A 16,785-nucleotide genomic window follows, 5' to 3' on the forward strand; every position below is an offset into this window, starting at 1 on the left:
CCACCGCCCGCTACACCGTCATACCGTTCCACGTCGGCCGGCCTGGAAGGATGCGCAGGCAGGTATCTCCGTTCAACTAACGTAATCGTCTCTGGGTTGACCTTGATAATTTAACTTTATTAACTACTTACAAAACAGCAAAAGCTAAATCATTGTTAAATTAGCGGTAGCAATACGAGGAAAGCCGTAAGTATCAGAGCGGTTGATTCCAGGAAGTAAATCTCCCGGGGACAAAAATGAAACAACATGGAACAGGACGTCAGGTGGAAACAGCGGTTTGAAAACTATGAAAAGGCCCTGAGCCAATTGAAACGATTTATCGATAAGGGTGAACTGAACGAGTTTGAGGAGCAAGGGCTCATTCAATGTTTTGAGTATACGTATGAGCTCGCCTGGAGCCTGATGAAAGATTACCTGACTTTTCAGGGCATCGTTGGAATCACGGGAAGCAGGGATGCCATCCGCCAGGCATTCAACAAAGGTCTTATTTCGCACGGCGATGATTGGATGAGTATGGTGGAAGACCGGATCATTTCCGTCCATACCTACAATATGGAAACCACCAGAATGATAGAGGAAAGAATCTACAAGACCTGTTTTCGGTTGTTTTCTGATTTCTATTCTCAAATGAAAACACGCCTATGAGATTTGGATTAAAGGAGTCGATGATCGGTCGTGTCAATTCGGTTTTTGACAAATACCCCGAAATTGAAGAAGTTATTATCTATGGATCCAGGGCAAGGGGTAGCTATAGAGAAGGATCAGATATTGACATGACGCTGAAAGGAACCGGCCTCACAGATAGCATTCGTTCGAAAGTCTGGTTAGCCATTGATGAATTAAACACTCCTTACCTATTCGATATTAGCATTTACAATCACCTCCACTCTCCTGGTTTGGAAGAGCACATTGACCGGGTGGGTAAGCTGTTCTACAGAAAGGAAGTGCTTACCGCCGCCAGAGAGTAGGTAAAGAGGTTACTCTAGCCCCAGAGAAAGTGTAACCTCTTTAATCCTAGAAAGACGATTCGTCACTAACTAAAGAGGTTACATCGGCAGGGGCGCACAGAGTAACCTCTTTAGTTCAAACCCCAAATTAGAGAGGTTACACCTGCTCCAAATTAAAGAGGTTACTCTAGCCCCAAAGAAAGTCGTAACCTCTTTAATCCTCGAAGCACGAGTCGTTACCGACTAAAGAGGTTACATCGGCAGGGACGCATAGAGTAACCTCTTTAGTTCAAAGCCTTTACTCCAGCAACCACTTTTCATCTAGCGGAGGTTGTTTCTCTTGCAGGTGAAACGCCTGGTACTGCTCTTTTCCTCCGAACCAGTCCAACACGGCTTGACGGCTTAAGAAAGTTGGAGCGTCCTGCAGGTGCGCCTGATACGATGAGTAAGGATAGCTCCTGAAGTCTTTTACCAACCCATGCTTCTCAGGATTCCTGTGGATGTAAGCGATCAGGGTAGAAAAATAAGACTCCTCTTTCACCTCAATCCTCTTAAAAGGAGTTTCAAAAAGGCCTCCTGTTCTATTGTACACGCTGTTTACGGCCCGGGTGTAGCTTTTCAAAAAGCTGGAGAAGCCGTTGCTTACGTGCCAGTAATAGGGCTTCTCTCTGTCTTTTTTTATCGCCAAATCCAGTTGCGCTACATCTCGCACTCTTACAAGTAGATGAAAATGATTACCAAGCAAGCAGTAAGCAAACGTTTCCACAAAAGGATGGACGAATTGAGTGTACTGCTTCAAGAAGAAATCGTAGTTTTTGGCCTCAAAAAAGACTGGCATGCCATTGATTCCCCGATTAAAAATGTGGAAATACTGATCGGGATGTAGTTTGGCGTTTCTTATGTCCATAGTCCGAATTAGTTGCTGACTCAATATAAGGATTTCGGATAAAGAGGCGCCATTAAAGAGGCTACACCTGCTCCAGATTAAAGAGGTTACTCTAGCCCCAAAGAAAGTGTAACCTCTTTAATCCTAGAAAGACGATTCGTCACTAACTAAAGAGGTTACATCGGCAGGGACGCAGAGAGTAACCTCTTTAGTTCAAACCCAAAATTAAAGAGGCTACACCTGCTCCAAATTAAAGAGGTTACTCTAGCCCCAAAGAAAGTGTAACCTCTTTAATCTTAGAACTACGAGTCGTTACCGACTAAAGAGGTTACATCGGCAGGGGCGCAGAGAGTAACCTCTTTAGTTCAAGACGTTACCATTAAAGAGGTTACTCTGCCCCAGAGAAAGTCGTAACCTCTTTAATCTTAGAACTACGATTCGTTACCGACTAAAGAGGTTATATCGGCAGGGACGCATAGAGTAACCTCTTTAGTTCAAACCCAAAATTAAAGAGGTTACACCTGCTCCAAATTAAAGAGGTTACTCTAGCCCCAGAGAAAGTAGTAACCTCTTTAATCCTCGAAGCACGAGTCGTCACAAACTAAAGAGGTTACATCGGCAGGGGCGCACAGAGTAACCTCTTTAGTTCAAACCCCAAATTAAAGAGGCTACACCTGCTCCAAATTAAAGAGGTTACTCTAGCCCCAAAGAAAGTAGTACCCTCTTTAATCTTCAAAAAACGATTCGTTACCGACTAAAGAGGTTACATCGGCAGAGACGCACAGAGTAACCTCTTTAGTTCAAAACGTTTTTGCTGGGGACGCAGAGAGTAACCTCCTTAGCCAAAAAAAATCCCGCACTTTCATGCGGGATCCTACTCTCTCTGCTGGCGTTCGCCAATTGGCACGCCGACAGCAACATGTACTACGCTACTCATGCAGCCTCCTCGTTTGGTGACACATCCAGGTTGTCAAACGCATCTGACGACCTGGTAAACTTCAGCTCGGCGAGCTTCATCTTCATCTCGGCGCTGGGCGCAAATATCACCCTGGCCCCTTTGATGCTATAAGCTGTCACCTTCTCAGGCTGCTCGTGTCCGTTGCTGCTGATGTTGATACGGAACGTACCCAGCTGCCCCAGATTCACGATATGGCCCTTTCTCACATACTTCGGAATCAGGTCGAGGAAGTTCTCCACCGCATTGAGCGCATCGCCCTTGGTAAGGGTGCTCATAGCAGTGATTTCCTCAATGATCTCCCGAAGGCTGATCACACGATCTCTCTTAACGAAAGCGTAGTACTTCTGGTCGCCTCCCCCAGCTACTCCCGGCTGGCCACGACGAATAATTGAATATGGTATTGCATTCATGATTGATAAAATTTAAATGGTTAAACAAATGATTTAAAACGGTTTTTCTACATCGTTTAGTTAAGAGGTTCAGTCTCCTAATTCCATTTTTACCCCCTCCCTAAAGGGCGAGACAATGATCATTAATACTTCCCTTTAGGGGTGCCCGGCTTAGGGATTAAGGGTAAAATGCTCTTAACTAAACTCAAAGAACGGGGTGTCCCAGCCTGCGAAGGGTGTACCGCTGTTGCGCCTCCCGCTCAGTGAACGCCTGTGGGGCATGTTCAAGAGGATGACTCCGATGACCTGGTCTTCTAAAGCATCCCGATACCCGGTGCGCTCAAAGAAAAAGAGGCAAGATGCACTACTTCAACAAAATGGACGGTAACAATTTGAAATCCCGGCCGGGTATTTCGGTAGAGTGAAAAGCGGTTCGTTTGAGGCCTCAGCAGAAGTGATTTTTACTCCGTGTTTGTTGCAAAAAAACAATTCAATATTGGTGCCAAAAAGTTCTTTCCACTAAAAATTAGTTGAAAAAATTTATATTATTTTTCAATGAAACAAAAAGACTGAAAAAAAGATATGGTTTGAGACTATTTTACGCATCCCTACCTGCATTTTTTCGTATAAAGGCTCTTTATAAAAGTGTACTTAAAGTCATTTTCAATCGATTGAAATCAAATATTTGTGAAGTTTTGACTCAACGACTATCAGGGAAATTTCAGATGATAAACCCGGAGAGAAAACAAGATGACATGAATTGAACTTTTCGAATGCATTCCGACCCTGCGGTTAACCAGCAATCCACTTCCAGAAGACACCTTTCCACTCTAGCGCTAGATGTCTTCCAGTCTAGCGCTAGACGCAGGCAAAAGTAGCGCTAGATCTTCTTGGCTCTTGCGCTACATCTTTCTCCCTGTTGCGGTGAAAGTTTATTCCTTTGTTCGTGAAACTTCCTTCCTGTAGGCGAGAATCTTTCCGGTTCCATAGCAGAAGCACCCACCTTTGGCCTTTGAGGTGAGTACTTTCAAGGCAGGAACCAGGGAAATGTAGCGCTGGAAGAAGGGTCGGTCTTGCGGTAGATGCAGGTGGAGGTTGCGGTAGGTGACGGTGAGGCTAGGGTTCGGTGATGTAAAGAATATAGATGAAAGTGTCTTCGGTTATGTAATAGGAGCCAACAGCATAAAAATGATATCGGAAATCACCTTTTTGCTGACATCCAATTTCATTATATTTAACTTGCCTTCTTGATTAAAGGATACTATGTCTCAAACCCTCCGCTTTTCTGGTCATGAATCGTTTCAATGCAGATTTTACTGGCTAAAAAAGGGCTACGACTTCATTCAAGAAAATGGTGATTTTAGCTCGGATGATGCTCCTGTTAAATTAGGTGTTGGTAAAAACATGGTCACTGCCATCAGATATTGGCTAAAAGCTTTCGGTGTTTTTGATCATGAAGTAAAAGAGATCTCCCCACTTGCGTCCAAAATTTTTGATAGCAATACCGGCTGGGACCCATACTTGGAAGATGAGGGAACGCTATGGTTACTTCACTACTTCCTGATTAAAAATGACTATGCATCTTCCTATGGGTTGATATTCAATGACCTACGAAAAAAAAGGCCAGATTTTAACTTCAAACACTTTGAAACGTCAGTGGAACAAGCCGGTGGCTCTGTCGCCAGCAATACTCTCAAGACCGATTTTCAAATCTTCAGCAGAACCTACATCCCAAGAGACGACAGCAAAGACCTCGATGAAAGCTACTCTGGCTTGCTGACCGAACTGGGCTTGGTCAGTAAATTCAAAAAAGATAAAACAGAATACTTTTCCATAGAACCCAAGCGAAAGCGGGACATCCCAGTAGCGATATTCCTCTACTGTCTTCTAGAGAGCACTGGCACAAGTAATTCGGTAAGTTTCGACAGTGTCTATAGCGACGGAGTTGGGAGCACCTTTGCATTAACAAGAGATGGCTTAACCGAAATGTTGGAGAAGCTAGCAGAGAGTTATCAATGGATAACCTTCAGCAATGAAGCTGGCATTAAAGAGTTGCAGTTTTCAAAACAAGTAGCCCCATTTGACATCCTAAAAGAATATTATGAAGGTTAAGTTTTCGCCATCAGTCAATATTATTCGGGATGAGTCCCAGGAGATCAACTACATCGTTACCCCAAATGTTGAGAAGAAGGTTGTAGAGATAGAGGAACTCATTCAAACCGGGTTTAGAGCATTTACCATCATTGGCTCCTATGGCTCTGGTAAATCGTCTTTTCTTTGGGCGTTAGAAGGAAACACGCAAAAGAAGGCAAATTACTTTGAATCGAAACTTGGCAATGGAGCATCTTTCCTAAAGATAGTTGGCGAATATGCCTCTCTGCGTGAGACCCTTGCTGAAAAGCTGAATTCTTCAGATGACACCAAAAGCTTGCTGGCAGCTCTTAAGGCAAAACCCAGTAAAGCGGGGCTTTTTTTAATCGTCGACGAGTTTGGCAAGTTTTTAGAATATGCTGTGCGCAACGACACAGAAAAGGAAATCTATTTTCTCCAACAGCTTGCTGAGTATGTAGCCGAGCCAAGCAACAACTGCATCCTTATCACCACCCTTCACCAAAGTTTCGAAGCATACGCTACCCCTGGCCTCACATTGTCTGAAAGAAATGAATGGAAGAAGGTCAAGGGCAGATTCAAAGACATCACCTTCAACGAGCCCGTAGAACAACTTCTTTACCTGGCTTCAAAAAAGCTATCCAATGAGGGGCTTGCAAATACATCCGTAGTTAAAAAGAATATTGAGCTTCAAAGGAAGCATTCAATTGTAAAATTAGATGCTACATTCTTAAGCGACATTAGTTCGGCGCTTTGGCCCCTCGACTTATTCTCAGGTTACCTGCTGGCAGTAGGTTTGCAACGCTATGGCCAAAATGAGAGAAGCCTATTTACATTTCTAGAAGGCGAGCTTGACGAAGCCAGCACAAGACAGCTTATGGTTGCCGATATCTTTGACTATTTGTACCTCGAGTTCTATTCTTACTTAGGTAGCGATAAAAACTACGACTACAATACGTGGAGAGCCGTCTCTAAAGCCATTGAAAGAGCCGAACTGTTAGAAAGAAGCAATACTAGCTTGGGGCAAGCCATTATTAAAGTCATTGGGGTGGTCTCACTTCTCGGCCACAAAGGGGCAAAACTTGACAAGTCATTTCTCATCAATTATCTAAGTTCCACCTACTCTGAAGAAGAGATTGAAAAGGCCATTGATGAACTGGAATCCAGAAAAATTATCCTCTTCACTCTTTACAATAATGCCTACAGGGTTTTTGAAGGCACAGATGTCGACTTTAAGGAAGAACTTAAGATAGCAGGCAGCGAGATAGACGGATACATTGACGTCCCCTCAAAACTAAGGGAGTACTTCAAGTTCTCAGTAGTGAGTGCCAAGGCTGTCACTTACCAACTTGGCACACCTCGCTTCTTTCAGCATGTCATTTCCGAAAATCCAATAGAGGAATTGCCAAAAGGGCAAATCGACGGCTTTATTAATTTGGTTTTCAGTGAAACCTTGGGGATCAAAGGCCTGAAGGAGGTCTCGAAGGAAAATGAGGAGACACTATATGCTAAGTTTGAGAATGTTCAAGATATCAGGGAGATACTTATTGATATCGAAAGAACAACCAAAGCAATGGCCAAGCACCATGAAGACTTCGAGGCCAGGAAAGAATTTGAAAATATACTCCATAGCCATAAGCAGCTACTCAATAGAAGTGTGCTAGATGCGCTTTATACGGATCGTGTTTCTTGGATATACAAGGGGGAAAGGCAACCGATTTCATCTAACAAAGAGCTTAACAAAAAACTCTCTGAAATTTGCAGAGACGTCTATTCACAAACACCTTCGTTCCGAAATGAACTGGTCAATAGACATATCTTACAGGGCGCATCTGGAGCAAAGAATCCTTATTTCAAAGCTCTGGTGACCAATTATCATTTAGAAGACTTAGGCTTCGCTAAGGATCGATTCCCTGCCGAAAAGACTATCTATTTAACCCTTCTTAAGGAAACGGGCATACACCATGCTACAGGCGTCGACTACGAGTTCGCCAGACCAAATGATAACTTCCAAGATTTATGGAAGGCATGTGAGTCTTTCCTAGCTTCGACAAAATCTGAAAAGAAAAAGATCACGGTACTCTTTGAGCTACTAAGCAGAAAGCCATTTAAGCTTACACAGGGCTTTCTTGATTTTTGGATACCTACATTCCTTTTTATCAAGCGAGATGATTTTGCTTTGTTCAGCGACGAAGAGGCCTACCAACCGGAAATAACGGATTCACATCTCTACTTCTTTACCAGAGACGCTTCGAAGTACAGTATCAAAGCTTTCGATGTGGAGGGTATTAAACTCAACCTATATAATAAGTATAGGGAGCTTCTTCAACTCAAAGACGAGAGGAAGGTAAATAACCAAAGCCTCATTGAGAGCGTGAAGCCATTCATGGTGTTTCATCATCATTTAAATACCTACGCAAAGACCACCAATCGAATAACACCCGAAACAAAAGCCCTGCGCCAGGCAATTGAAAAGGCTGAAGATCCGGAAAAGCTATTCTTTGAGGAATTTCCTAGTGCCATAGGCATTGAGCTAAAAGACCTGCTGGCATCGCCGGAGCTGTTCGACGAGTACATCAAGAAAATGAAAGCTGCTATCCGTGAACTTCAAGGGTGCTTCGATCAGTTAATGGATAGAATCGAGAAGTTCATTTTGCTTGAATTGTTCGGAGGACAACAGCTTAGCTTCCAAGAATACAAATCAAAGATTGATCTTCGATTTGGGAGCTTAAAGGAACATATGCTTATCCCTCAACAAACTGCTTTACTCATTCGCTTGCGGTCTCCATTGGATGATAGGAATTCCTGGCTTAACTCACTCAGCCACGTATTGATTGGAAAATCGCTGGAAGTACTACGAGACAAGGAAGAAGAGGTTTTTAAAGAAAAGCTTAAGACGGCTTTCAAGGAATTAGATAATTTAGTGGTATTGACGAATGCCTCCAGAGAAGGTGAGGAAAAAATAATGAAGGTAGATATCACGTCACTAGAAGGCGGCTCCAAAGAGCAGGTAATCAGGATACCGGCAGTTTTGGACGATGAAGCACTTGACTTAATGAACAAGGTGAAATCTTCCCTAGGAAAGAACGATAATTTGAATAAATTTATATTGGCCAATTTGCTAAAGCAGTTGCTAAATGACTAAACCAAAACACGTATTAGGTATATCGGGCGGGAAAGACAGTGCTGCATTGGCCATATACTTAAGAAATAAATACCCTCAGCTAGACATCCACTATTACTTCTGCGATACAGGCAAAGAGCTTGACGAAACTTACCAGCTTATCGAAAGACTGGAAGGCTACCTGGGAAAGCCGATAGAAAGGCTGGAATCAAAAGAAGCCAAGGATCTTCAAAAAAACCCTTTTGACTATTTCTACCAGGCTTACCGTGGCTACTTACCTTCTAATGTGGCTAGGTGGTGCACCAAAAAAATGAAACTTGAGCCTTTCGAAGCTTACGTCGGGGAAATCCCCACCATCTCCTATGTAGGCATAAGGGGAGACGAAGACAGGGAAGGCTATATTTCAAGAAAGGCCAATATTCAATCCATTTTTCCCTTCCGTAGGAATATCTGGAGTGAAGAAGTGATTTATAAAGTGCTGGGCAATACCGAACAGAGCCAAATAATCGGGATTTACGAAAACTTCCTAAGTGGCAAAAAACTCGACAAAGTAATTGAAATTATTAAGCAGCCCCTGGTTTTTGAGGAAAGGAATTCCGACCAGAACCGAAGGGTAGCCCAAGAAAAGCTTAATCTTCTCTTCGACCAGGGACTTCCTGAATTCAATCAAGTGGCCTTCCACTATTTGAAAGACAAAGGCTACCCTATTTCTCTTGAAGAAGATTACCCATTGCTCCATGACGATGAGATACTTGTAAGGGATGATATTTTTCGTTTGCTCGAAGAAAGTGAAGTAGGTGTGCCCGGCTACTACGAAAAGCTGGACTACGAGGTAGATGGGGAAACCGGCCAGTATGCCAGAAGCCGTTCCGGGTGCTACTTCTGCTTCTTTCAGCAAAAGATAGAGTGGATTTGGCTCTACGAGCAGCACCCAGCTCTTTATACTCAGGCGATGGAATATGAAAACGAAAAGGAAGGTTTCACCTGGAACCAAAATGAGTCACTCAAAGACCTGCTTCACCCCAACAGGATGAAGCAAATCAAGATGGATCACTTGAACAGAATGGATAAAGAAAAGGCAAAAGGGTCAAAGTACCTGTTGGATAAGGTGATTGATACTGAAAAGGATTGTCTGGCTTGTTTTGGTTGACCCCTGCTCAAGTTAGGGTCGGTATCCTTTCTAATTCTTGATCAACCTCTTCCTCATCCAAATTAAGCCGTGACGCATAATCCTCTCTCAGTTTTCTAACCTCAATTTCTGTCATAATCTCTTCACTGTAAATTCTAAGAAATAATAATTTAGTTACTGTGCTCGAACCCATAATCATTTTACCGTTTGTATCATCCCATAACACTGACTTCCAGGGAATGGCATTCAATTGAAAATCTACACCATTGAACGAGCGGAAGATATCCTCGTAGGTTGAATTTTCTCTTTTGTGGATTTCAATCACTGCCTGAACGAACGGCAATAGGCCGACTGGTCGGAAGAGTAGATTGCCCCCAGTATCATTGTTCCTTAACACTCCGACAGGATTGTCCTCAATCGGGATTCGAAGATATCCCGTAACTATATTAAACCCTGAACAGAAACAGTTCCAAAAACCAAGACAGTATTCTCTGAAAGCCTCTATCTCTTCACCATTACGGCGAAATTTGAGATAGTTTTCGAGCCTTTTTTTGGTGGCTTTCTCATTAAATGTTTCGAAATAAAATTGTTTAAATATCTCGATATTGCACTGATACAAATTAATTATAGAAGTAATCGCTGTTCTGTTCCTTTCAGGAATCGCCTTTTGTTTGGATATTACAACCCTTTTATCTTGAAAAAGCGGGTATTCCTCAATCTGATGTCTGGTCACAATTGCCACAGTGTCATCCTCATCCAGCGCTATGACATCATTCAACGTGACTGGTTTAGCATACCTGTTAAGGGTAGTAAATAACCTGCGAGTTTTCTCCTTTCCTTCATCCGTGCTTTCATGACCAATAATTATAGCACCAATTTGTTGACTTTCCAGCTCTGGATTTGTTAGCAATGCCGCTTTGATTCCCTCCACTCTATGCTGCCCATCAACAGGGAAAATCTTCCCGTCGGCTGGAAATTCTAGTAATCCTACAGTATAGATTTCATGTTCATCGTACTCTAGTTTGACCTCCGTCCAATCTGGATAATTATTATAAACAGCGAGCACAAGTGAATTGAAGAATAATTGCGGTTGATTTAAAATATAGTCTCTTATACTCAAATAATTATTTGTGATGCTTCTTTGAATTAAATCACTGAGGGTTTTACTCTTATGTAATTGATCGTCTATCTTTTCTACATGGTCGCTCACCTGTTTAAAGGTCAGGGAGGTTGTGTAAAAAACCCTATCACCAATTTTGGACCGAATTGCGGGTATTTTCATTCTTGAAATGCTTTAATTGCTGCAGAAATCTCCTTACTTGGAATCTTGTCATTGAAAGGCAAAAGCAGACTATTTATTAGCTTTTCCTCCAAGTCAACAATCCTTTCGTTTCCATCAAGGGGCAAAAAGCTTAAATAAAGCTCATTTCCCCAAGTCTCAATCATGCGATTAATTTTGGGTCGATCATCTGAGTAGTACTCTCTTATTCTTTTCCTCAGATTTTGATGTGCCGTAAATTGCACCCTTCCAATGTAGACGGGATACTCCGATATACCGGGGATCATTGGACAATGTATTTTAAACAAATATAATCCCCCTGTATCATTAGGAACATCCGCTAATAAATCGTTTAGACGGGAACCATCTTCATTCAAGTATTTTATAGTTCTCCAGCGCCCCTCTGAAATATCAATACCTTCAAGATCTACATTCCAAAGAGGTTGATGAAGCCTATAAAAAACCTTTTTTTTATTAATTTCAGACCCTAAGTCAAAAGCTGAAACCTCCATACCAAATAACCATTTAATTTGATAACCCAACTATCATTTCTTCCATTCTCCCATAGTTTGAAATAAAGGCAGAATAGTAGTAATCAAAAAGTCGTTCAAATACTCAACTATATCGGCATCTATTCTTTCTTGATTGTTCGAAGTTCTTGCCTTACCCCCAAGCACCATTAGTAAGAACGCAGTTATTTCAAAAAGTTAACAGCGCTGAAATGGTCAACAAAATAATTCGGCTCCGCTTGCATCTTTGCCCTTATCAGATCAAAGCCTCCATGGGCATATTCTTCCATTAACACTATCAATTCAAGGGCCTTTTTATCTACATCGTCATCACTTAAACCTTCAAGGTCATACAAGTCCTCTCCTGATTTGGTGAGGAGTGACATAAAAATAAACTCGACCATTTGTCTTGGATGCCATGAGTCAACTAGTAGGAATCTTGTCCCTTCTTTATTTCTGTCAAACGCTATCCGGTAGTCATTTTTTAAGCCGAGAACCACAGCGTACATAAAGCATTCATAGTAGTTTGAGAAAAACTTACCTTTCGCAAACTTTTCCTCTTCACGTCCGCCTCCAATTCTTGAAAACTTATCTACAATACTCTCTCTGAATACAGTTGGATAGCGTGGCTCTTTCTTACTGAAACTCTCGTATAAATCTACCATCACACTTCAACGGTCTTAATTTCAACTTCAATTTGACTCTTGTTTTCGCTCGACACCCCGTCCGGAAGATCTATTTGGTAAACTGTTAATTCTTTTTCTATATCCCGCAAATCGTCTTTCAACTCTTTAAGCCTACTCATGCTTGGCTTGTATCTTTTACTTCTCGTTTGATCATCTATCAGCATTTCTTTTGTGATGATGATAGCCTGACTAAACGTATGAGATGCTTCCTTTAAAAAGTATTTCATTTTCACATCATCGAAATCGGAAGTGGGTGCGTCTGCAATTAATGGATATGAATTGGCATAGTTACGTTGTTTGTTAGCCGACACTATCGCCATAATTATCGACAGTTTCATTGAGCTAATAAGGGAGGTATTTAATAGTGTTGATTCCTCTCCATTATCTTCAATAATCGGGCGGTACCCACCTTCCAAAGTACCTTTAAATTTTATTTTACCATAAAAAGCACCAGTCGGATCATTGATATGTTCGTAATGAAGATTAGCCTGTTGTTCCAGCATCTTTACTAATTCCTCATACTTTTTATCCTTGACTCTCCTAGTCAAGGATACAAAATCTGAAAGCAAGTCTCTTTTTGTTTTTAGTGTCTTAGGGATTTGCCCTTCTGACAACCGATCCAACTCCTTTAATATAGTATCATGCTCCCTTTGGGCCACCGCTCTCTTTTCCTTCAACTCTCCTAACTTCCCACTATATATTTTAATATCATTAACACTACTATTAAAGGAGTCAACAATGAATTTGGGATTATCGATATCAGAAACAGAAAGTTGATCCTGAATCTCCCTGTCCTTGTCCTTCAATTGCTCTCTTAGTAGAGAAGCCTGACTATTCAGCTTTTGAAGTTTAAGCATTGCAGATTTTTGACCCTCAGGGATGGAGTCAATACTGTTGTTCAATGAAAGGGCGGTGTGGTAAATTCGTCTATAAATTGAATCAAAACTATTGCGTTTGACTTCCCGCTCGTTGGTAAACTCTCTTTGTTCCAATAGCTGTAATATTGCGTCATATTCAGGTGTCCCTTTAGCCGCTGGCCTATCACAAACCAGACACCGTTGTTTATCAAGCATTGTCTGAATATGTACGGGTTCTGGTACTCCTTCAGGGAGTCGAGTCTGAAGTCGCTTCTCTAAATTATTCTTTAGGTTGGCTTCCGCCTTTCTCTCAGCGACCTTATCCGAATATTGCTTGTAAATGTTTGCAAACTCCTTTGTTAACGGGCTCATTCCACCCAATAGCCAGTACTGGGTGAAAAGGTTTTTACTAAACCCTTTATAGAAATCGTCGATTTCTACTTCTAGTGATTCAATCTCCTTTTCTAGTCTTGATTTCTCTGCCCTCAGCTTATCCAGACTTTTGGCGTTTTCAAAAATAGAGGACAGGCTATCATGTTTTGTTTGTGCCCCATGAATGTTTTTTTGAGTCTCGTCTATCTCAATAGTTAAAGATTCGACGATTCTTATCACTTCCGAATCTCGCTTTTGACGGTCTTTTATTTCGGTTTGGTTTTTATCACTTAACCTAATTGCTTTTTGTAGGGCACTATTGGCTGTTTCAAATGCTTTTTGTGATACCGATATATACCTGTCCCACTTATCAATATCTGACAATCTTTTTATCACATTTTTCAACGCTGAATCGCTAGAGGTGTCGATCAAATTATTAATTCCTCTTTCCCCTTGAAACCAAACATAGTCTTGCACGTCCGATGGAAGCAGCTTATCCAGGATATACTTATGTTCCGTTTCCGAAACCGGCTTAAAATGAAGCACATCCTTTTCGCATATCTCAAACTTACTTTTTTCTTGCTCTATCCACTGGCTGTCAGATTTCCTATTTGCGATGTAGCTTCTAACTAACCTGTAGCTCTTAATTTGAGATGGGAGGATATCCTCGACCTCCAGAATTACTTCAGCCTTTGCATGTCCACCAATTTCACATTCCAGAAGAGCTTTATAAGAAATAAGGTCTTTTCTAATCTCCTTTGTCTCCTTAAACCCTGTCCTGTTTCCAGCCGAGTTATCAGAGATTCTATCTTTAAATATCCATAGAAATGCATCATAAAGCTTCGACTTGCCGTAACCATTTGCCCCTAATACTAAATTCAGTCCATCTTTAAATTCAAAAATGTTTCTTTCGCCATAATAGCAGAGAAAATTGTTCAACTGAATGGATTTTATCCTCATTGTTATCCAAGTCTATTGTCTAAAAATGAATTCAAATTTGAGGCAGCAGTGTTTTCAGTTAAACTGCCTCCTTCAATCAAGTTGGTAGCTTGTTGCAAAAGTGCAACGAAGTCATTATGATGATGCGAGGTTAAATCGATTTGTTCAATTTCATCTTTAGTGAGGCCATACTTGGTTTGAACGATGTCATCCTCCAATAAAACTTTTAGAACATCAATTCTGCTAACGGGGTTAAATAAGCTCATTATGAATTGTATCTAAATTGAGTTGATAATAATTACAAATGTCTTCGAATGGCTTGATTGAATCATACTTATTTAAAGCCATGAACCCAAAGTGAACAACCCTTTCGAGCTCCTTCTGAACCATCGCACGTTCTATTTGAAAATTCTCCGTCCCTTCACCGTATTTTGGAATTACCACCATATCGTAGATGTAAGCAAATCGTTTTTCCTTATGCTTCCTAAGTATTCGCCCTCTTCTCTGCACAAATTGCCGAGGGTTTCCTGTACTTGAGCAAAAGATAGCTTTTTCGGTTCTTGGTATATCGACTCCCTCATCTAAGCACTTCATCGAAAGCAAAACGTCCAAAGTACCTTTGGCAAAAGCATCTAGAATAAATTGTTTGTCGTTCGAGTCGCTTGTGTATTGAGCGACAGTTGTCGTCGGTGATTCTTTTCTGATAATATTAGAGTAGAAGTCTATTATCCTATTTTCTTCTGTCAGGTCATCAAACTCCTCTGTACTATATAAGTTATCACTAAAAAAACCTTCCGGTGCATACACGAGAGTATATTCTAGATTTCCTTGCTCTGTTTTCAGATCATGAAGTATGGAGCTAAATTCGAGGAGTTTATTTTGCGCTTTATGAATGATCCTCTTTCTCTCCATCAAGAGTTGCTCAACGATCGAATTTTTCTCTAGCTTATTCCTTTGGTAGTTAAAGTACTTAACCAACTTACCAGTGATCACAGCATATTTTTCCATTTCATCATCCGTTAGATTGATCAGCCTAGGATAATAGTAGTATTGACAAAGGATTGCCTCATTTATTGCCCTTTCCATGGAGAAACTATAGGTATATGGCTCTCGGTCATTAAAAAACTCCTCCATTTTAACCGACCCTTCAGGGTCGTAATTTCTTTTTGGAGTAGCTGATAGGGCAATCCTTTTTTTGGTTTGAATTCTGTTTAGGAGTTTGGTTATACTGGGCGATCCGACGTTATGGGCTTCGTCGGCAATGAAAACCATTTCTTTCGGCAACCTTTCAAAATATTCCTGGAATTTGGGTTTAATGAAAGATGCATAGGTCGATATAATGATAAATGAGGTGCTAATGCCAAAATTGATTTGCGCAATTATTCTGGAAAGTTCGTTCTGCCAACCTTTTTCACTAGAAGAAACTTTAATTACTTCTTGAAAAGTAAAGAGCTTACACTCCTTCTCCCACTGTCCAACCAAAACTTTTGTCGGTACAAGGATAACCGCTTGGTAGCAACTTGACTTGTGATACTCATTTAAGACACAATTTAAAGCCGTAAGGGTTTTCCCCGATCCCGTTGCCATTGCAAAAATTCCTTGGCAATCATTCCTGACCCATTTTTCATAGGCTTCGATCTGATAGTCTCTGGGCCCTTCTGGATAAGGAAATCGTGGCTCTCTTATTGACGTCTCTATTCGTTCCATTGCCTTCTTTAGTGTTTTTTCCAGGTGCTTGTTTTTTATTTTAGGAAATGTACCCTTCCGCAACGCTTCTTCATCGATAAGCAATTGGTTCAAGTCCTTATTTCCAAAAACCTCATGAATGACCTCGATTATATCCTTAGGGTCAATCATTTCAACATGCTCCGCTTTTCCATTAAAAATTTCATCAAACTCCATCCTACTTTCTTCGACGGAATAGGATTTCAGAATCCACGACGGCTTGACATTAATTTCCTCTAGGTTTTCGACAAGGCCTGATTGAGTGAAATTACACGATCCATTGAACCGGACAATGTCCACACCATCCGAAAAATACCCGGATTTATAGTGCGCTATTCCTCTTGATCCCCTTGGTTTAATTGCTCTAATTTCAACTCTTTTTGTCGCAATTAACCATGCGACGCACTCAAAAAAATGCTGACCATAGTCACTCAAGGCATCCTTTATTTGCCCTATGTTTTGCTGAGAAAAAGTGAAGTTTTCCCCTGCCTTATTACTATTTACTAAAAGAAGTTCTTTGTCGTTTTTTGACAGAAACTGGTTGATGACAATCCTAGCTTTCCCACCGTTATAAATGAACTGAGCAAAGCCAAGAGCAAGTGTGCGAATAGCACTTGTGCTAAAATAACCAAGTAACAAATCGAATTCAGTACTCTCGAGCAACGCATCAAAATAGAACGCCAAGGGTTCATATTCTGACCCTGTTCTATATTCAAGACTTTGCGGGACGTCGATATCTGATAGCATTAAAAAATAAATTCACTAAAAATATACATTCATTTCATTAATTGCGTAGCATTTGCGAAATGATTTAGCTGCTAACTTGTCCGTGCGGAAGCACATTGCACCATAACTCCCTCCCATCACACCTGCCCT

General features: G+C 41.2%; 13 protein-coding genes. 5 read left to right on the forward strand and 8 right to left on the reverse strand.

Annotated features, from left to right (window positions below):
* Positions 1 to 246 precede the first annotated feature (246 nt).
* Together RT717_RS18430 and RT717_RS18435 are read left to right on the forward strand one after the other, a co-directional pair.
* Positions 247 to 645: a nucleotidyltransferase substrate binding protein gene (locus tag RT717_RS18430; RefSeq protein WP_317487855.1), complete on the forward strand. Its 399-nt coding sequence runs from the start codon at positions 247 to 249 to the stop codon at positions 643 to 645.
* Positions 642 to 968 (forward strand): nucleotidyltransferase domain-containing protein, encoded by a 327-nt coding sequence (locus tag RT717_RS18435; protein WP_317487856.1) that lies wholly within the window; start codon positions 642 to 644, stop codon positions 966 to 968. Before RT717_RS18430 ends, RT717_RS18435 begins: the two co-directional genes overlap by 4 nt.
* Before the next feature lie 277 nt (positions 969 to 1,245).
* Here the strand turns inward: RT717_RS18435 and RT717_RS18440 are convergent, their stop codons facing one another.
* Both RT717_RS18440 and RT717_RS18445 read right to left on the reverse strand, forming a co-directional pair.
* Entirely contained in the window at positions 1,246 to 1,854 is a 609-nt protein-coding gene (locus RT717_RS18440; protein WP_317487857.1) for a hypothetical protein, read from the reverse strand.
* Positions 1,855 to 2,766: 912 nt separating this feature from the next.
* Positions 2,767 to 3,201 (reverse strand): HU family DNA-binding protein, encoded by a 435-nt coding sequence (locus RT717_RS18445; protein ID WP_317487858.1) that lies wholly within the window; start codon positions 3,199 to 3,201, stop codon positions 2,767 to 2,769.
* A 1,242-nt stretch (positions 3,202 to 4,443) separates the two neighbouring features.
* On the opposite strand from RT717_RS18445, the gene RT717_RS18450 reads away from it, so the two are divergent.
* Genes RT717_RS18450 through RT717_RS18460 form a run of 3 tightly spaced genes read left to right on the forward strand, consistent with a single transcriptional unit; the run spans position 4,444 to position 9,563 of the window.
* Positions 4,444 to 5,292, forward strand: a complete 849-nt coding sequence (locus RT717_RS18450; RefSeq protein ID WP_317487859.1) for a DUF4007 family protein — start codon at positions 4,444 to 4,446, stop codon at positions 5,290 to 5,292.
* Positions 5,282 to 8,434 (forward strand): vWA domain-containing protein, encoded by a 3,153-nt coding sequence (locus RT717_RS18455; RefSeq protein WP_317487860.1) that lies wholly within the window; start codon positions 5,282 to 5,284, stop codon positions 8,432 to 8,434. Before RT717_RS18450 ends, RT717_RS18455 begins: the two co-directional genes overlap by 11 nt.
* Positions 8,427 to 9,563: a phosphoadenosine phosphosulfate reductase family protein gene (locus RT717_RS18460; RefSeq protein ID WP_317487861.1), complete on the forward strand. Its 1,137-nt coding sequence runs from the start codon at positions 8,427 to 8,429 to the stop codon at positions 9,561 to 9,563. The genes RT717_RS18455 and RT717_RS18460 overlap by 8 nt, the downstream gene beginning before the upstream one ends.
* Before the next feature lie 7 nt (positions 9,564 to 9,570).
* Here RT717_RS18460 and RT717_RS18465 read toward each other — a convergent pair whose 3' ends face one another.
* The 6 genes from RT717_RS18465 to RT717_RS18490 all read right to left on the reverse strand — a co-directional run bounded on the left by RT717_RS18465 (position 9,571) and on the right by RT717_RS18490 (position 16,656).
* A complete protein-coding gene (locus RT717_RS18465) occupies positions 9,571 to 10,824 on the reverse strand; it encodes a DNA sulfur modification protein DndB (protein WP_317487862.1) in 1,254 nt (417 codons plus the stop codon).
* Positions 10,821 to 11,333 (reverse strand): hypothetical protein, encoded by a 513-nt coding sequence (locus RT717_RS18470; protein WP_317487863.1) that lies wholly within the window; start codon positions 11,331 to 11,333, stop codon positions 10,821 to 10,823. Before RT717_RS18470 ends, RT717_RS18465 begins: the two co-directional genes overlap by 4 nt.
* 182 nt (positions 11,334 to 11,515) lie before the next feature.
* Positions 11,516 to 11,998: a hypothetical protein gene (locus RT717_RS18475; protein ID WP_317487864.1), complete on the reverse strand. Its 483-nt coding sequence runs from the start codon at positions 11,996 to 11,998 to the stop codon at positions 11,516 to 11,518.
* Entirely contained in the window at positions 11,995 to 14,184 is a 2,190-nt protein-coding gene (locus RT717_RS18480; RefSeq protein WP_317487865.1) for a hypothetical protein, read from the reverse strand. Before RT717_RS18480 ends, RT717_RS18475 begins: the two co-directional genes overlap by 4 nt.
* Before the next feature lie 23 nt (positions 14,185 to 14,207).
* Complete coding sequence (locus RT717_RS18485) at positions 14,208 to 14,450, reverse strand: hypothetical protein (RefSeq protein ID WP_317487866.1); 243 nt, start codon at positions 14,448 to 14,450, stop codon at positions 14,208 to 14,210.
* Complete coding sequence (locus RT717_RS18490) at positions 14,437 to 16,656, reverse strand: DEAD/DEAH box helicase family protein (protein WP_317487867.1); 2,220 nt, start codon at positions 16,654 to 16,656, stop codon at positions 14,437 to 14,439. Before RT717_RS18490 ends, RT717_RS18485 begins: the two co-directional genes overlap by 14 nt.
* Between the last annotated feature and the right edge of the window lie 129 nt (positions 16,657 to 16,785).

Source organism: Imperialibacter roseus, from assembly GCF_032999765.1.
Classification (GTDB): Bacteria; Bacteroidota; Bacteroidia; order Cytophagales; family Cyclobacteriaceae; genus Imperialibacter; species Imperialibacter roseus.

Coding starts and splice junctions, on each gene's coding strand:
- RT717_RS18435 (WP_317487856.1), top strand. CDS start 642: ATGAGATTTGGATTAAAGGAGTCGATGATCGGTCGTGTCAATTCGGTT.
- RT717_RS18485 (WP_317487866.1), bottom strand. CDS start 14,450: ATGAGCTTATTTAACCCCGTTAGCAGAATTGATGTTCTAAAAGTTTTA.
- RT717_RS18470 (WP_317487863.1), bottom strand. CDS start 11,333: ATGGAGGTTTCAGCTTTTGACTTAGGGTCTGAAATTAATAAAAAAAAG.
- RT717_RS18430 (WP_317487855.1), top strand. CDS start 247: ATGGAACAGGACGTCAGGTGGAAACAGCGGTTTGAAAACTATGAAAAG.
- RT717_RS18455 (WP_317487860.1), top strand. CDS start 5,282: ATGAAGGTTAAGTTTTCGCCATCAGTCAATATTATTCGGGATGAGTCC.
- RT717_RS18460 (WP_317487861.1), top strand. CDS start 8,427: ATGACTAAACCAAAACACGTATTAGGTATATCGGGCGGGAAAGACAGT.
- RT717_RS18440 (WP_317487857.1), bottom strand. CDS start 1,854: ATGGACATAAGAAACGCCAAACTACATCCCGATCAGTATTTCCACATT.
- RT717_RS18465 (WP_317487862.1), bottom strand. CDS start 10,824: ATGAAAATACCCGCAATTCGGTCCAAAATTGGTGATAGGGTTTTTTAC.
- RT717_RS18490 (WP_317487867.1), bottom strand. CDS start 16,656: ATGCTATCAGATATCGACGTCCCGCAAAGTCTTGAATATAGAACAGGG.
- RT717_RS18450 (WP_317487859.1), top strand. CDS start 4,444: ATGTCTCAAACCCTCCGCTTTTCTGGTCATGAATCGTTTCAATGCAGA.
- RT717_RS18445 (WP_317487858.1), bottom strand. CDS start 3,201: ATGAATGCAATACCATATTCAATTATTCGTCGTGGCCAGCCGGGAGTA.